Here is a 16,229-nt window from a genome sequence, read left to right as displayed (position 1 = left end):
CCTGAATCGTTCCAGCCGGGAGAGACCGGTGACGCCGCATCAGCGGCCGCGCCGCGGGCTCACCCCACCACCCGCAGCAACAACACCGCCCGAGCCGGCACCATGACCGTCCCCCCCGCCCGATGCTCCACCCCGGGCGCCTCCCCCTGCTCCTCCATCGACGTGTCGACCACGACCTCGTACCGCGAAGCCCACGGCGGCCCCGGCAGCACAAAACTCACCGGCCGGTCCCCGGCGTGCAACACCGCGAGGAAGCTGTCGTCGACGACCGTCCCCCCGCGCGCGTCCCGCCCGGGTATGTCCCGCCCGGACAGGTACATCCCCAGCGTCCCCGCCGGCGCGTACCAGTCTCGTTCCGTCATCTCTGTGCCCCGGGGCGTGAACCACGCCAGATCCCGCAGCCCGTCCACGGAGTGCGCCCGCCCGGAGAAGAACGCCCGCCGCCGCAGCACGGGATGCTCGTGCCGCAGCGCGATCAGCCGCGAGGTCAGATCGAACAACGCCCGCCACCCCGGATCCTCCAGCAGGCTCCAGTCGACCCAACTGATCTCGTTGTCCTGGCAGTACGCGTTGTTGCTGCCCCGCTGCGTCCGCCCGAACTCGTCCCCGGCGACCAGCATCGGCACGCCCGTCGACAGCAGCAGAGTCGTCAGCAGGTTCCTCAACTGGCGCCGCCGCAGGGCTCGTACGCGCTCCTCGCCCGTCTCCCCCTCCGCCCCGCAGTTCCACGACCGGTTGTCGTTGGTCCCGTCGCGATTGCCCTCCCCGTTGGCCTCGTTGTGCTTGCGCTCGTACGACACGAGGTCCCGGAGGGTGAAGCCGTCGTGGGCGGTCACGAAGTTGACGGACGCGTACGGCCGACGCCCGCCCCACGCGTACAGATCGCTCGATCCCGAGAGCCGATATCCCAGATCCCGTACGTCCGGCAGCGCGCCGCGCCAGAAGTCCCGCACGGCGTTGCGGTAGCGGTCGTTCCACTCCGTCCACAGCGGCGGGAAGGCGCCGACCTGATATCCGCCCGATCCCACGTCCCAGGGCTCCGCGATCAGTTTCACCCGCCGCAGTACCGGGTCCTGGGCGATGACGGCCAGGAAGGGCGACAGCATGTCGACGTCGTGCAGGGAGCGGGCCAGTGCCGAGGCCAGGTCGAAGCGGAAGCCGTCCACCCCCATCTCCGTCACCCAGTACCGCAGTGAATCCGTGATCAGCCGCAGGACGTGCGGCTGCACTACGTGCAGCGTGTTCCCGCACCCCGTGTAGTCCGCATACCGGCGGGCGTCCGACTGGAGCCGGTAGTACCCCCGGTTGTCGATGCCGCGCAGCGACAGCATCGGGCCCAGCTCGCCCGCCTCCGCCGTGTGGTTGTAGACCACGTCGAGGATCACCTCGATGCCGGCGGCGTGCAGCGCCCGTACCATCCGCTTGAACTCGCCGACCTGCTGCCCGGTCGTCCCGGCGGCGGCGTAGGCGGCGTGCGGCGCGAAGTAGCCGATCGAGTTGTAGCCCCAGTAGTTCTTCATGCCGCGCCGCAGCAGATGGTCCTCGTGTGCGAACTGGTGTACGGGAAGCAGTTCCACCGCTGTCACGCCGAGCCCGACCAGGTGTTCGATCGCGGCGGGGTGCGCCAACCCGGCGTACGTGCCCCGCAGTTTCTCGGGAATCCCCGGGTGCAAGCGGGTGAACCCCCGGACATGCAGCTCGTAGATCACCGAGTCCGCCCACGGGGTCTTCGGGCGGTGGTCGTCCGCCCAGTCGTCGTCATCGTGGACGACGACGCCCTTGGGGACGTACGGCGCCGAGTCCCGGTCGTCCCGCACGGTGTCCGCGACCTGCTGCTGGGGCCAGTCGCGCACATGTCCGTACACCTCGGGCGGCAGGCTGAAGTCCCCGTCCACGGCACGCGCGTACGGGTCGAGGAGCAGCTTCGCCGGGTTCCAGCGGGCGCCGGTCCACGGGTCCCAGCGGCCGTACACCCGGTAGCCGTAGCGGCGGCCCGGCAGTACGCCGGGGAGGAAGCCGTGCCAGATCTCGTGGGTCAGCTCGGTGAGCGGGGCGCGTACCTCGACGCCGTCCTCGTCGAAGAGGCACAGCTCGACGGCCTCCGCCCCGCCCGCCCACAGCGCGAAGTTGGTGCCCGCGACGCCGTCGGGACCGACGCGAAAACGCGCCCCGAGCGGGGTCGGAGCTCCGGGCCACACGGGTGCGGCGGGCGCCGGACGCCGCGCGCCGTTCACTAGGGGAGCGGGCAGCCCGCCGTCCGGGGCGAGCCCCTTCGACACTGCCTCCTGCTCGGCTGCGCTCGACACCTGTCAGCCTCCCGCGGCTCGGTCGACGACCCGAAAAGGAGCGTGCGGCGTCCCGGCCCCTCTTTTGGGCCCGTTCGCCTCCGTGGCTCTTCAGCCGGTGTCGAGAGGCCGACCGTGCTCAGCCCTGCGGGCCTCCGCGCGCTCGCCCTCTCGACACCGGCACGCCCCTGCGGCTCACGGGCGCGGCTCCCCATCGCGTCGTCCTCCCCACTGTTCTGCCCACACCTTGGCTCGCACTCACGTTTCCCCGGAGGTGCACAGTCGTTGGGCCCCTCGTAGGCATCTCCCGGGGGCAACCCCCGGACCCCCGGCCGGAAAGAAACCGGAAAGCCACCGGCAAGACACCGGAAAGACAGAGGTTCGCGTGAAGCCGACGACATTGGGACACCGACCCCGGCGCGCAGGGGCCGCGCTGGCAGCCGTACTGGCATGGGCCGCCCTGCTGGCCTCAGCCGCCGGCTGCACCTCGGACAGGCTGGACGACGTGCTCGGCAAACCCCCCGCCGCCGAGGACGTCATCCGGGTGTCTCCCGACGACAACAGCAAGGGCGTACGCCCCGAGCAGGCGGTCCAGGTGCGGGTGCCCAGCGGGCGGCTGGAGTCCGTGCGGGTCGTCAAGGACCTGGACGCGCAGGAGTCCGTCGTTCCCGGGCACCTCTCCGGCGACGGCCTGACCTGGCAGTCCGACGACCCCCGCCTCGCCCTGGCCGCCAAGTACATCGTGGACGTGGTGGCGCTCGACGGGTACGGACGGCGCTCGGCGCGGCACACGACCTTCACCACGTACGTCCCTGAGGAACGGTTCATCGGGTATGTCGTGCCGGAGAACCGCTCCACCGTCGGCACCGGAATGATCGTCTCGCTGGAGTTCAACCGGGAGATCGAGAACCGGGCCGCCGTCGAGCGCGCGATCCAGGTGACGGCCAGCCCCGCGGTGGAGATCCGCCCGCACTGGTTCGGCAAGGACCGCGTCGACTTCCGGCCGCGGAAGTACTGGAAGCCGGGGACCAAGGTCACGGTCGGGCTGCGGCTGCGGGATGTCGAAGCGGCGAAGGGCGTCTACGGGTTGCAGAACAAGACCTTGTCCTTCACCGTCGGCCGCAGCCAGGTCTCGCTCGTCGACGCCGCCGCGCACACCATGGAGGTACGACGCGACGGCGCCCTTCTCGACACCGTGCCGATCACCGCGGGCGCCCCCAAGACCACCACGTACAACGGGAAGATGGTCGTCACCGAGATGCTCGAGCTGACCCGGATGAACGGCGCCACGGTCGGCTTCAAGAAGCCCAACGGCAAGAGCGAGTACGACATCTCGGACGTCCCGCACGCGATGCGCCTCACCAAGTCCGGGACCTTCCTGCACGGCAGCTACTGGGCGCCCGGCGCCTTCGGCAACCGCAACATCAGCCATGGCTGCGTGGGCCTGATGGACGTGAAGGGCGGCAGCTCCGACACCCCCGCGGGCTGGTTCTTCGACCGCAGTCTCATCGGTGACGTCGTCGAGGTCGTCAACAGCATGGACAAGCAGGTCGCTCCCGACAACGGGCTCGGAGGATGGAACATGGACTGGACGCAGTGGAAAGCGGGTGGCGCGGCGAACTAGGGCCTGTCCGGCGGATCATGCCGCAGACGCGGCGCTGATCAGGCTCCGTTGTTTTCCTGCGACCTGTTCCGCCGGGCAGGCCCTGGCCCGGCAGAGCACTGAGGTGGCCCGCCCCCCACATGGCCGAAGTTGGGACTGAACGGTGACAATCCCGGGGAGTCATCGCTCCTGACCATGTGATTAATTGACGCGATACGCGCGTCGGACGCGCTGGGGTGCGGGCCTGATCAGGCCGTGCGAGGGGAGAACAGACTTGAACGGGCGACCGATATCGGGGGCGTCGGTTGGCGCGCGGACACACGGCGGCCGGGGCAGCAAGGGGGTCCTGGCACTGCTGCTGGGTGTGCTGCTGTTCGCCGTGACCGCGTGCGGCGGGGGAGGGGACTCGGACTCCGGGTCCGGGAACGGCAAGGGCAAGAGCGCAGGCGACTCCACCAAGGCGGACACCAAGGTCTCGCAGGCCGTGGTGACCATAGCTCCGAAGGACGGCACCGACGGCGTGGCCACCAGCGGAGCCCTCAAGGTGACCGCGGCCAAGGGGAAGCTGACCGAGGTCAAGGTCGAGGACACCAAGGGCAACGCGGTCGACGGCGAGATAACCGGCGGGGGCGCCACCTGGACGCCCTCGACCCACCTCGCCTCCGCGACCAAGTACAAGGTCCACGCGGTGGCCAAGGACTCCGACGGCCGTACGGCGGCCGAGGAGTCGGCGTTCACCACGCTGACTCCGAAGAACACCTTCGTCGGCATCTTCACGCCCGAGGACGGTTCCAAGGTCGGCGTCGGAATGCCCTTCTCGATCAACTTCACGCGGGGCATCACGCACCCCGAGGACGTCGAGAAGGCGATCACCATCAAGACCGAGCCCGCGGTCGACGTGGAAGGCCACTGGTTCGGCAACGACCGCCTCGACTTCCGTCCCGAGCAGTACTGGAAGGCCGGTACGAAGGTGACGGTGGAGCTCAACCTCGATGGTGTCGAGGGACGGCCCGGTGTCTACGGCAACCAGGCCAAGACCGTGTCCTTCACGATCGGCCGCAGCCAGGTCTCCACCGTCGACGTCAAGACCAAGACGATGACGGTCAAGCGCGACGGCAAGACCATCAAGACCATCCCGGTGACCACCGGCAAACCCGGCTACGACACCTGGAACGGCCAGATGGTCATCACCGATCGCCTCGAAGTGACCCGTATGAACGGTGAGACGGTCGGCTACGCCGGCGAGTACGACATCAAGGACGTGCCGCACGCCCAGCGCCTGACCACCTCGGGCACCTTCATCCACGGCAACTACTGGGGCGGCGACGCCTTCGGCAACTACAACGCCAGCCACGGCTGCATCGGCCTGCGCGACGTGCGCGGGGGCTACGACGGCAAGGTGGCCGCGGCCTGGTTCTTCAACCAGTCGATGGCCGGTGACGTGGTGGTCGTGAAGAACTCCAACGACAGGATCGTCGACCCGGACAACGGGCTCAACGGCTGGAACATGTCCTGGGAGAAGTGGAAGGCGTAAGCGGTCCGAGCGTACGGGCCCGGTGTGTTGTGACTGAGCACACCGGGCCCTTTGTCGTTAACGCCGACTAACCTGCTCCCATGACTGTGCATCTCGAAGTGGCCGAAGGCGTCGGCACCATCCGTCTCGACCGCCCTCCCATGAACGCGCTGGACATCGCCACACAGGACCGGCTCAAGGAACTCGCCGAGGAGGCCACCCGGCGCGCGGACGTGCGCGCGGTGGTGCTGTACGGCGGGGAGAAGGTGTTCGCGGCGGGCGCGGACATCAAGGAGATGCAGGCCATGGACCACGCGGCGATGGTCGTACGGTCCCGGGCGCTGCAGGACTCCTTCACCGCCGTCGCCCGCATCCCCAAGCCGGTCGTCGCCGCCGTCACCGGATACGCGCTGGGCGGGGGCTGCGAGTTGACGCTGTGCGCCGACTTCCGGATCGCCGCGGAGAACGCGAAGCTGGGCCAGCCGGAGATCCTGCTCGGCCTGATCCCCGGCGCCGGCGGCACCCAGCGTCTCTCCCGCCTCATCGGCCCCTCCAAAGCCAAGGACCTCATCTTCACGGGCCGGATGGTGAAGGCCGACGAGGCGCTGTCGCTCGGGTTGGTGGACCGCGTCGTCCCGGCCGACGAGGTGTACGCCGAGGCGCACGCCTGGGCGTCCAGGCTCGCGCAGGGGCCCGCGATCGCGCTGCGTGCCGCCAAGGAGTCGATCGACGCGGGACTGGAGACCGACCTCGAGACGGGTCTGGCGGTGGAACGGAACTGGTTTGCGGGCCTGTTCGCCACGGAGGACCGCGAGCGTGGGATGCGGAGCTTTGTGGAGGAGGGGCCGGGGAAGGCCAAGTTCCTCTGACCGAGCCGGAGCTGGTGACAGAGCCCCGGTCGATGATGCGAATCTCACTCTCCAAGTTCCGCTGATCCACTTGCAGTTGACGCGATGTCTTACCCTGCGTCCCCCGAAGGGCTTGTTTATGCGAGCCTTAAGGCAGCCTTAAGGCTGCCTTGTCGGGGGCGGGTGGCGATTGCCCCCAAGGGGGGAGTTCTGGCAGGTCAGACGGCCTGTATATGGCTCCGAACTGCCGGGGGCATATGCCGATCAAATGGCGCGGAATGGGCGGTTCCGGGGGGCGTATTCCTCCGGAACGCCCCCGAAGGGCGCTCTGGGCGGCCATGATGGGGGCATGGCGGGGCTGGAGGGTATCGAACAGCCGCGGCGGCACGTAAGTGCGACCGCGGCGCGCTGGTCGCCTGCGGTCGAGGACGAACAAGCGCTCAAGGCGCTGGAGTTGTTCGGCAATCCGACGCAGGCGGAAGTACCGCTGCCGTCCCGCCCCGAGTCCGCGGCCACCGCGCGGCGGCTCGCCCAGGTCGTCGTCCTGCGGCACTGGGGACTCTCTCCGAAGATGACCGAGGACGCCGTGTTACTGGTGTCCGAGCTCGTCGGCAATGCCGTACGGCACACGGGCGCCCGCGTCTTCGGGCTCCGGATGCGCCGCCGCCGGGGCTGGATCCGCGTCGAGGTCCGCGACCCTTCCCGCGGGCTTCCCTGTCTGATGCCGGTCCAGGAGATGGACCTGAGCGGCCGGGGCCTCTTCCTCGTCGACAAGCTCTCCGACCGCTGGGGCGTCGACCTTCTGCCGCGCGGCAAGACGACCTGGTTCGAGATGCGCGTCGCCGACCGCTGACCGCCCGCTCCCCGGAACACGGAAACCCCGGCCGCAGTGCGACCGGGGTTCCATGAGTGCCGTGGAACGAATTGGGGTGTGAACCACGGCGCCAACGACAACCATGGCCCGGGTCAATGGGTGGAAGTCGCACCGCTGACTATGGCAGACGTCGATCACCGCCCCCAAGTCGGTACCGCCCGCCCGCTTGCGGGTCCGCCGCGACCCGCAGTCTCGCCAACCGGGCCAATCGCCAGTTTTCCTCTCCATACGGCCTTAAATGGGGCGGGTGACCACGCCAGCTCGCCCCCCTCAGCCGTCCACCGGCAGAAGCGTCGCGCGTGCGGTGCCGGATCGGCGTGCGGTGCCGTCTCGGCGTGCGGCGCTGCGTTCGGGTGTCGCGCTCGCCGCCGGGACACTCGCCGCCGGATGTTCCGCGACCGGCGCGGTCACGCACCCGCCCCCGCCGTCACCCACAAGGTCATCGGCGAGATCCGCAACGGGTCCGTGGTGAGCGTCGCAGATGAGCTGAGGTTTCCTCGGCGATCCTGGGTTTTCCTGGATCGCGGGAAGCGGCCCGTGGTGCATGGCTGGGTATGGACCCCCGCCGGTGGCTCGCGGTCCGTGCCGCCGGCGGGGGCACGGTGCTCATCGCTTGCGGTACCTGCCGCCTGTGGCGCCGCCGGCTGCGGTGCTTCGGTGACTGGGGTAGCCGCCCCGCCGGACGCTTTCCACCCGGTTCGGACCCGGGTGGGGCGGGGACCCCGCGTCGCATTCCTGGGCACGGGGCGGATTCTCAAGGAGACCGGAATCGTGATTGCTGCTCCCACCGGCCTCGCAGTGACACGCACGCTACCGGGCCCACCACGCTCCTGCAGCTCAGCGGAAACACTCACCGAAAGGTGTCACACGAGTCCGCTCGCGTCGCATCGGGCAGCAAGCCGTGTTACAGAGCCACGCTCAGGATGCACAGGCCAATCGGAGCACTGCGCATGACCCTGCACTTCGGGTACGCGGACACGGTCGCCGCGCTCCCCGCCGTCCTGGAAGAACTCGGCCGCCGCGGTCTGCGCGCGGTCACCACCTCGGAGCTGCTGAGCTGATGCACCGCAACCGCAACGTCATGAAGCGCGCCCTGATCGCGGGCGCCGTACTCACCCTCCTCGCGGGCTGCGGCAGCGAGTCCAAGGACCGCGAGAAGAAGGCCTTCGGCACCGAAGGAGCCGCCAAGCCGGCCGAGTCGGTCAAGCCGAAGGAGCAGGCCAAGCCGAAGCAGCCGCAGGGGCTGCCCGGCATGCCGCCCGTGCTCGACCCGAAGGACGTCTACGCCGCCGACCGCCCGAACCGGCTGTCCCCGGTCGTCAAGGACTTCCCCTCCCGCGTCTACGTCCCCAACACCGAGTCCGACACCGTCTCCGTCATCGACCCGAAGACGTACAAGGTCATCAAGACGATCCCGGTCGGCGCCCAGCCCCAACACGTCGTCCCCTCCTGGGACATGAAGACGCTCTGGGTCAACAACAACAAGGGCAACACCCTCACCCCCATCGATCCGAGGACTGGCAGGGCGGGCAAGCCCGTCGGCGTGCACGACCCGTACAACCTGTACTTCACGCCCAACGGCAAGTACGCGATCGTCATGGCCTCCCGCGACCGCGAACTGGTCTTCCGGGACGCGCACACCATGAAGCGCGTCAAGACCGTGCCCGTCAGCTGCTACGGCGTCAACCACGCGGACTTCTCCCTCGACGGCCGCTACTTCATCGTGTCGTGCGAGTTCAGCGGGGAGGTGCTGAAGGTCGACACGGAGAAGAGGAAGGTGATCGGGCGCATGAAGCTGCCCCTCGACGACTCCATGCCGCAGGACGTGAAGATCTCCCCGGACGGCAAGAGGTTCTACATCGCCGACATGATGGCGGGCGGTATGTGGGTCCTGGACGGCGCCAGGTTCACCAAGCCGACCCTGCTGCGCACCGGCCGGGGCTGCCACGGCCTGTACGTCGGCCGCGACTCGCGCGAGATGTACATCTCCAACCGGGACGAGGGCTCCGTCTCCGTCTTCGACTTCACACGGAACAAGCTGACCAAGAAGTGGCGTCTGCCGGACGGCGGCAGCCCTGACATGGGCGGCGTATCGGCCGACGGCAAGGTGCTGTGGCTGGCGGGGCGCTACGACGCCGAGGTGTACGCCATCGACACCCGCACCGGCGTCCAGCTCGCCCGTATCCCGGTCGGCGGCGGCCCGCACGGCCTGGCCGTGTACCCGCAGCCGGGCCGCTACTCGCTCGGCCACACCGGAATCTTCCGCTGACCCGGCGACGGTCGACACGCCGCCGTGCGAGTGAAGATCCCCGGCCGGTCGCCGCGGAACCGAGAGGGTGCTCCGCATGATCACAACTCGCCTGCGCCGACGGGCCGCCGCCACGGCCGTCTCCCTCTCGGCCGTCCTCGCCACCTCGGCCGCGACGCTTCCCGAAACCCCCGCCGCCCCGTTCGCCCGGGCCGCCGCGTCCACCTGTCCCCAGTTCGCCGACCCGGTCGAGGCCGCCGCCGACCGCCGCGTGGACGTCGACCGCATCACCCCGGACCCGGTCGTCTGGCGCACGACCTGCGGCACGCTCTACCGCAGCGACAGCCGGGGCCCCGCCACCGTCTTCGAGCAGGGCTTCTACCCGAAGGACGTCATCAACGGGCAGTACGACGTCGAGAAGTACGTCCTGGTCAACCAGTCCTCGCCGTATGTGTCGACGACGTACGACCACGACCTGTACAAGACCTGGTACAAGTCCGGCTACAACTACTACATCGACGCGCCAGGCGGCGTCGACGTCAACAAGACCATCGGCGACACCCACAAGTGGGCCGACCAGGTCGAGGTCGCCTTCCCCGGCGGCGTCGCGCGCCAGTACATCATCGGCGTCTGCCCGGTCGACAAGAAGACCAAGACCGAGATCATGGACGACTGCCAGAGCAACCCGCACTACAAGCCCTGGCACTGACCCCGGTCGCCGGCCCCGTCACGCGGCGGTGAGGAGCGCCTCCGCCCCGACCGGCAGATAGCCCGCCGCCTGGAACGCCCGCAGACTGCGGGCGTTCCCCAGGGCCAGCTGGGCCCAGACCGGCTCGGTGGCCAGTTGCCGTGCCGCCGAGGCCAGCGCACGCCCCAGCCCCCGGTGCCGTACGCCCTCGTCCACCTCCACCGCGGCCTCCAGGCGCCCCGCGACGCCGCGACCGAGGATGAGCAGCCCGCCATCGGCGGCCCACATCCGCACGTCGTCGCGGTGTTCAAGGGCCCGCGCCACCCGGTGATGGTCCGGGTCGTCGATCTCCGTCAGTGCGAGCGGCGGCCGCCCCGCGAGCGGAGCGGCGACGGCGAGCAGGTCGATCGTGTCGTTCGAACGCCCCGTACGGTCCATGAACGCGGCGAGGAAGCGCGGGTTCATGGTCGTGGCGAGCACGTCGCAGTCGATCCGCGCCAGCGTCTCGCGTACCCACTCCTCGTCCTCGTCCGTGAAGACGACGGAGTGCGCGGTGAAGGCGAGGACGCCGGCGTCGCGGTGGGAGTGCTGCCGTACGACGGTCGTCGCGCCGTCCGGCGGAGGGAAGACGCCGCGCGCCGCCGCGTCGAGAATGTTCCGCAGTGTGTCCCCCATGAGGCCCGCTCCCAACGGTTCACGACTGAACGCTTGAGTCTCCACCTACTGGAAGGCCCACACTCGCAGACATGATCGACGACGGCACCGGCCTCTTCACCATCGGCGAGCTGGCCCGGGCCACCGGGCTGACGGATCGCACCATCCACTACCGAACATTTGCCCGGTGCTCCATCCTTCAGGACTCTGCTGAGAAGGTTTGCAGACCCACTGCTAACGTCGCCTTGTCCGACAACATAGTTGGCGGACCTACCGCTGGACGGGCGGGAAGTCACGCCTGTGGAGACCAGGTAAGACCGCTCCTCACGGAACGGCACAGGTTACTGAAGCAGGAACCCACGGTGGTACCGCCCAGCGGTACGGACCGCAATCGTCGCCCCTCGGGGCGGCGAGGACGTCAACGGCTGTACGACGCCGCGTCCGTGGTTCCGCGGCTTGACACCGCGGACCCGGTGCGCGAGCGGATGCGGTCCACCGCCATGGACCTGCCGGAGGAGCCGACGCCCGAGCAGGTGGATGCCTGGGTGGATCTGGCCGAGCTGATCCAGGACCCGGAGTTCCGGGCGCAGATGCGGAAGGTGGCCGAGTTCAACGCGGCCGACCGCGGTCCCGACGTTCCCGCCGGGGCGTCGATGTGGTTCGCCCGTCGCCTGATCCACTTGGCGGCGCAGGCCCGTGAGCAGGGGATCGCCCCCGAGTCGCCGGAGGCCGGGGAGATCCTGCGGGACCTGCTGGGCGACGCCGACCCGGCCGACGTACTCGAACGCCTGGAGTCGGCCGCCAACGACCGGGTCGCCCGTTACCGCGAGTTGCTGTGCGTCGTGAAGGGCCAGGGGACCTGCCCGCGCACCGTGAGGAGTTCGCGTGGGTGGTCGCCGCGCTCCGCGCTCGACTCGCCCGTTAATCTGACCCTCGTACACATGGCAGTAGTGCATACGAAGGGGCGGATCCGGTGGCGGACATCGAGGAAGCACGCAAGGCGTTCGAGCGGATCGACGTGGACGGGGACGGGTTCATCACGGCCGCCGAGTTCAAGTCCGCTCTCGCCCAGGGCGGGGACTGGAACGTCACCGAGTCGGTCGCGGAGGCCGTGATCGCCAGCCGCGACCTCAACGGCGACAAGGTCCTGTCCTTCGACGAGTTCTGGACCCACCTGAACAAGTGACGCTCGCTATGGGGCGCCCACCGGTGATCCGGTGGGCGCCCCATCGGCGCGGGAGCCGTCCGGCCGTCGTGGCTCGGAGGAAGGTCACCTGGTTGCCGTACGCCCCGGAATAGCCAGCCTCGCCCCGAGGTTGACGCTGTCATCAGCAGCGCCAACCCCAGAAGGGCCGGCCACTCATGAAGATCGGCATCATCGGCGCGGGCAACATCGGCGGTAACCTCACCCGGCGGCTCACGGCTCTCGGCCATGACGTCTCCGTCGCGAACTCGCGCGGTCCGCACACCCTCAGCGCGCTCGCCGAGGAAACCGGGGCGACTCCCGTCGAGGTCACGGACGCGGCGCGCGACGCCGAGGTCGTCGTGGTCACGGTCCCCCTGAAGGCGGTCGCCGACCTGCCGTCCGGGCTGCTGGACGGAGCGGCGGAGGGGGTCGCCGTCATCGACACCGGCAACTACTACCCGCAGCAGCGCGACGGCAGGATCGCCGCGATCGAGGACGAGGGCCTCACGGAGAGCCGCTGGACGGCCCAGCAGATCGGCCACACCGTCATCAAGGCCTTCAACGGCACCTACGCCCAGGACATCCTCGACCGGCACCGTCCGGCGGGCGACCCCGACCGGATGGCCCTCCCGGTGGCAGGCGACGACGAGGCCGCCAAGCGGGTCGTCCGCGACCTCATCGACGAACTCGGCTTCGACACCGTCGACGCGGGCGGCCTCGACGACTCCTGGCGCCAGCAGCCCGGCACCCCGGTGTACGGCCTTCAGCGGGGCGTCGAGGCGGTGACCAAGGCGCTGGCTGAGGCGTCCCCGGAGCGCACGCCGGACTTCCGCGGGTAGCCGCTCTCCTGGTTCGGCTCGGTGAACGGATACGTGCTGTCGCTGCTGACCGCAGTGACTGTCGCACCCATGCGGCGAAGCGTATGGGTGGGACCCTTTCCGCAGGTCGGCGTGGGTTCTCTTATGCCTCCGCGGCCGTACTGGGGTCGGGATCGACGTCGCCGTCGATCGTGTCGGCCTCGTCCTTCGTCAGTTCCGGCCGCGTCGGCCCCGAGGTGATCTGCTGGTCGCGGCGCAGGTCGCGCAGCCGGGTGAGCAGGTCCTGCATGGTGGACATCGGCAGTGCCTGGACGAGCGCCGAGATGTCCCCGCCGCCGATGTACTCCGGCACGTCGAACTTGGCGAATTCCCTCACGATGCGGATCATCGACACGTTGTCCGCCCCCAGCAGCTCCACCTCCGCCTTGAGTTCGAGGGCGACACGCCGGGATTCCTGCCGTGCCCGGTACTCGTCGATCAGGTCCTCCAACCTGGCGTTCTCCAGGCTCACCCCGAGGCTTTCGCCGCGCATCTCCTCGAAGAACTTCTCCTTGAGGCGTTCGTGCAGGACCGGATCCGTGGGCGTGAACCGGCCGAGGACGGTGCCCAGCATCCCCAACTGCCAGCCCTCCAGGGAGTGCAGGAGCCGGTCGGTGAGTTCCTTGCGGACGTCCTGGTAATTGGCGAGGAAATCGAGAACCGAACTCGTCATGGCGATCGCCGCGAAGTACCCGGCGACGGTGGCACCGAGGATGTCCCGGACGAACCGCTTCATGGGGGTCCGGTCGTCCACCAGGCCGCCCAGTCCGGAGGTGCGCTCATTGCCGAACTGGCTGACCAGCTGCGGCGCCACATGAGGCGGAATCTGCAGGTTCTGCGAGAGCGTCACCGCCAGGTCGAAGCCTTGGACGTTGACGACGATCTGCCCGAGGTCCGCGTCGTAGTTGTCGGCCTCGGAATCCTCCTTGTTGTGCCAGGTGAGGATCAACACGCGGGTCGGGATCAGCATCACGCGGACGAACCAGGGGTTGAGCGCGTACGTGGTTCCCTGGCCCAGCGTCTCCTCCTGAATGCCCCGCTGCCCTCCGCTCGCCAGAAAAACCCAGGGCAGGCGGAAGCTGCTGTGTTTCGCCACCCGCGGGGCCACCGCACCGGCGTCGTCGTCGAGGGGTTCCGCTCCGTCCAGCGTGACGACCACTCCGGTGTAGCCCTCGTTGATGGCGATCTCCCGGAGGTGAGCCTCCGTCAGCCCCTCGCGCGAGGCGGCTGCGTGGTCGACGTTGTCGACCGTGACGACGTCGAACAGCTCCGGGTTGATGTCGTAGTAGGTTCCGCCGCCCAGGATCGCCAGCTGTTTGCCCTGCTCGCCGCCACCGGACAGAAACGCCTGGCCGTCCTGGAAGCTGTTGCACTCGACATGGCGCCCGAACCGCTGGTCCGGAGGCCGCACGGCGCCCTCCCTCGCCTGGACCAGGCCGACCGTGCCCGGCGGCACGTAGGTGCGCGGCACCATCTCGACGCTGAACAGCCGGGTGTTGACGTAGTACGACTGGCCGCCGGTCAGAGTCGTCACCTGGACGCCCTGCTCGCCGCCGCCGAGCAGGAATGCCTGGCCGTCCTGGAAGCTGTTGCACTCGACGTGGCGGCCCAGCGTACGGCCGCCGGTCCGGGTACGGCCCTCGGTGGCCGAGACCAGACCGACCATGCCCGCCGGAACGTGCACCCTGGGCACGTACTCCACCGTGTGCAGAACCGGCGTGAGCCAGTGGAAGCCGCCGGGGAGCAGGGCGCGGGCGTACACCCCTCGGGCGGTGGCCGGGTTGATCTGCTTGAACGCGGTATCGGGGTGCGTGGGTCCGTACTGGCGGGTGACGATGCCGACATGGTCGGCGGGCACCACCACACGCCCCTTCCAGCCGACCCAGGCCGCGGCTCCGAGCAGGATCAAGAGCAGTAACACGATCACCATGGGCGGGCCTTTCCCTCTCGCAACCGTGCGTGGACCGCCAGCACGGTGGAACTCCAACGGTCGTACCAGTCCGGGTCGTTCTCGTGGCCCGGGTCACGCAGCGTGGGGAAGAACCCGGAGCGTCTGCCAGGTCCGGACCGCTGTGCGAAGTCGCGGTAGAGCCGGGGCACGGCGGCCTCGGCGGTGTCACGCCAGCCCAGCGCGGCGCCCACCTCGGGGAAGCGCGGGCCGCGCCGTCCCGAGGCGGGTACCGTCGCGAGTTGCCGGTCGAATCCCTGCCGTCCCCGGGAGCGGCCGGCCCACAGCGCGTCGATGCCCGCCAGCAGCTCCAGCGGCACCTCGGCGGCATGCCGTGCGCTCAGCCAGCCCTCGGTGAGCCGGTCGGCCGCCTCCAGGACGAGCCGGGTGGTCAGCAGGTCGGCGTGCTCGTACTCGTCCTCGGCGAGGCGGGCGCGCAGTCGCTCGAGCCCGGCCGGGGCCGGCAGCCGCCCCACGGGAACCGTCGGGCCGCCGCCCGGCGTCCGGCGTGCCTCGGGGAGACTGGTCGGGCGTCCCTGGGCCACGTCCTGGTGCAGCAGACGCAGCAGCTCGAGCTCCGCCTCGTCGAGCAGGTCTCCGTCGCGGGCGTCCACGTGCCAGTTGGCGGCCAGGTGATAGTTGACCTCGCCGTCCAGGAGGAGGGGGACGAAGGGCCGTCCGTGGACCTGGCCCTCCAGGATCATCCGGGTGACGTCGTCGGAGTCCTGCGCCTCGGGGGTCATCACCACGACGATCGCCACGGCATACCGGAGCTGCTGCCTGATCGTCCAGAAGTGGGCGTCTCCGGGCCGCAGATCGCTCGTCGACCAGACCGGCAGCCGGGCCCCGCGCAGCTGTTCGGCCAGCTGCCGGCCGTACTCGGCGTCGGCCGGGGCGTAGCACACGACGAATGAGGGTTCCTTCGGCGCGGTGACCGGCCGGGGCGGGGAAGGGTGGGTGGCGGTGACGTTTTCCGCGGCCGGTGTGCGGCCGGTGGGGGCGGGGCGGCCCGCGATGACGGCCGCGAGTTCGGCGACCTTGTCCGTGAACTCCGTGCCGGTCGCGTCGCTGAAGTCCCGCCAGACGCGGTGGGCGGCGAACGGCGGCACGGCCACGTGTCCGAGCAGCACCGGTATGAATCGAAAGCCGTTGTCGGCCGCCGCGGTGGCCAGCACCGCGTACTCGTCCATGGCGCGTACGTCGCGCAGGGACGCCGGGCTGATCACGGCGATCCCGTTGGTGGAGGCGAGCAGGGCGCGCTCCACCTGGTGGATCACCACCTGGCCCGACTCGATGCACCACTGGTCGAAGAACGGCTTCAGCCCATGGCCCTTGAGGTGTTCGGCCAGCGTCGTGGTCCACACCGCGTCGTCGGCCGCGTAGGAGAGGAACACATCGCTGTGAGAGTGGGACGCATCGCTGTGGGAGCGGGACACATCGTTCAACCGCTGGGACCTCCTGGGCGCGCGGCAGGACCGAGCCGTCGGCTGCGGGGCGACCAAGGTAAGGGCGGAATGCCCTGCTC

At 69.6% G+C, this 16,229-nt stretch carries 12 protein-coding genes and 2 pseudogenes; 10 read left to right on the top strand and 4 right to left on the bottom strand.

Annotated features, from left to right (window positions below; all coding sequences use genetic code 11):
- Positions 1-59: 59 nt before the first annotated feature.
- The gene (gene glgX, locus ACX28W_RS29600; RefSeq protein ID WP_459002782.1) at positions 60-2,306 is read right to left on the bottom strand and encodes a glycogen debranching protein GlgX; all 2,247 of its coding nucleotides are present in this window, start codon (positions 2,304-2,306) and stop codon (positions 60-62) included.
- 364 nt (positions 2,307-2,670) lie between these two features.
- Between glgX and ACX28W_RS29595 the strand changes: the two genes are divergently transcribed.
- From ACX28W_RS29595 to ACX28W_RS29565, 7 genes and pseudogenes are all read left to right on the top strand, one after another.
- A complete protein-coding gene (locus tag ACX28W_RS29595; RefSeq protein WP_459002781.1) occupies positions 2,671-3,909 on the top strand; it encodes a L,D-transpeptidase in 1,239 nt (412 codons plus the stop codon).
- A gap of 253 nt (positions 3,910-4,162) precedes the next feature.
- Positions 4,163-5,422: a L,D-transpeptidase gene (locus ACX28W_RS29590; RefSeq protein WP_459002780.1), complete on the top strand. Its 1,260-nt coding sequence runs from the start codon at positions 4,163-4,165 to the stop codon at positions 5,420-5,422.
- Positions 5,423-5,502: 80 nt separating this feature from the next.
- On the top strand, positions 5,503-6,270 hold the full coding sequence (locus ACX28W_RS29585) for an enoyl-CoA hydratase/isomerase family protein (protein ID WP_459002779.1): 768 nt from the start codon (positions 5,503-5,505) through the stop codon (positions 6,268-6,270).
- Between the two features lie 223 nt (positions 6,271-6,493).
- Entirely contained in the window at positions 6,494-7,102 is a 609-nt protein-coding gene (locus ACX28W_RS29580) for an ATP-binding protein (RefSeq protein WP_459002824.1), read from the top strand.
- 971 nt (positions 7,103-8,073) lie between these two features.
- Positions 8,074-8,184 (top strand): annotated as a pseudogene (locus ACX28W_RS29575) (polysaccharide deacetylase family protein); the annotation flags it as partial.
- On the top strand, positions 8,184-9,392 hold the full coding sequence (locus ACX28W_RS29570; RefSeq protein ID WP_459002777.1) for a YVTN family beta-propeller repeat protein: 1,209 nt from the start codon (positions 8,184-8,186) through the stop codon (positions 9,390-9,392). The pseudogene ACX28W_RS29575 and the gene ACX28W_RS29570, both read left to right, overlap by 1 nt.
- 76 nt (positions 9,393-9,468) lie before the next feature.
- Entirely contained in the window at positions 9,469-10,080 is a 612-nt protein-coding gene (locus ACX28W_RS29565; protein ID WP_459002776.1) for an ADP-ribosyltransferase, read from the top strand.
- Between the two features lie 18 nt (positions 10,081-10,098).
- Here the strand turns inward: ACX28W_RS29565 and ACX28W_RS29560 are convergent, their stop codons facing one another.
- Positions 10,099-10,734 carry a GNAT family N-acetyltransferase gene (locus tag ACX28W_RS29560; protein WP_459002774.1) on the bottom strand — a complete coding sequence of 212 codons (636 nt, stop codon included), beginning with the start codon at positions 10,732-10,734 and terminating at the stop codon, positions 10,099-10,101.
- A 71-nt stretch (positions 10,735-10,805) separates the two neighbouring features.
- Here ACX28W_RS29560 and ACX28W_RS29555 point away from each other — a divergent pair.
- The 3 genes and pseudogenes from ACX28W_RS29555 to ACX28W_RS29545 all read left to right on the top strand — a co-directional run bounded on the left by ACX28W_RS29555 (position 10,806) and on the right by ACX28W_RS29545 (position 12,738).
- Positions 10,806-11,638, top strand: a pseudogene (locus ACX28W_RS29555) (MerR family transcriptional regulator).
- A gap of 48 nt (positions 11,639-11,686) precedes the next feature.
- Positions 11,687-11,899, top strand: a complete 213-nt coding sequence (locus tag ACX28W_RS29550) for an EF-hand domain-containing protein (protein ID WP_362082956.1) — start codon at positions 11,687-11,689, stop codon at positions 11,897-11,899.
- Between the two features lie 176 nt (positions 11,900-12,075).
- Complete coding sequence (locus ACX28W_RS29545; RefSeq protein WP_459002773.1) at positions 12,076-12,738, top strand: NADPH-dependent F420 reductase; 663 nt, start codon at positions 12,076-12,078, stop codon at positions 12,736-12,738.
- Positions 12,739-12,859: 121 nt separating this feature from the next.
- On the opposite strand, the gene ACX28W_RS29540 is transcribed toward ACX28W_RS29545, so the two are convergent.
- Both ACX28W_RS29540 and ACX28W_RS29535 read right to left on the bottom strand, forming a co-directional pair.
- Positions 12,860-14,686 carry an SPFH domain-containing protein gene (locus ACX28W_RS29540; protein ID WP_459002772.1) on the bottom strand — a complete coding sequence of 609 codons (1,827 nt, stop codon included), beginning with the start codon at positions 14,684-14,686 and terminating at the stop codon, positions 12,860-12,862.
- Positions 14,680-16,140, bottom strand: a complete 1,461-nt coding sequence (locus ACX28W_RS29535; RefSeq protein ID WP_459002823.1) for a toll/interleukin-1 receptor domain-containing protein — start codon at positions 16,138-16,140, stop codon at positions 14,680-14,682. The genes ACX28W_RS29540 and ACX28W_RS29535 overlap by 7 nt, the downstream gene beginning before the upstream one ends.
- Between the last annotated feature and the right edge of the window lie 89 nt (positions 16,141-16,229).

It is taken from the genome of Streptomyces sp. SD15 (genome assembly GCF_054462255.1).
Note: the sequence above shows the minus strand (reverse complement) of the source record. Positions and strands in the feature narration are given on the sequence as shown.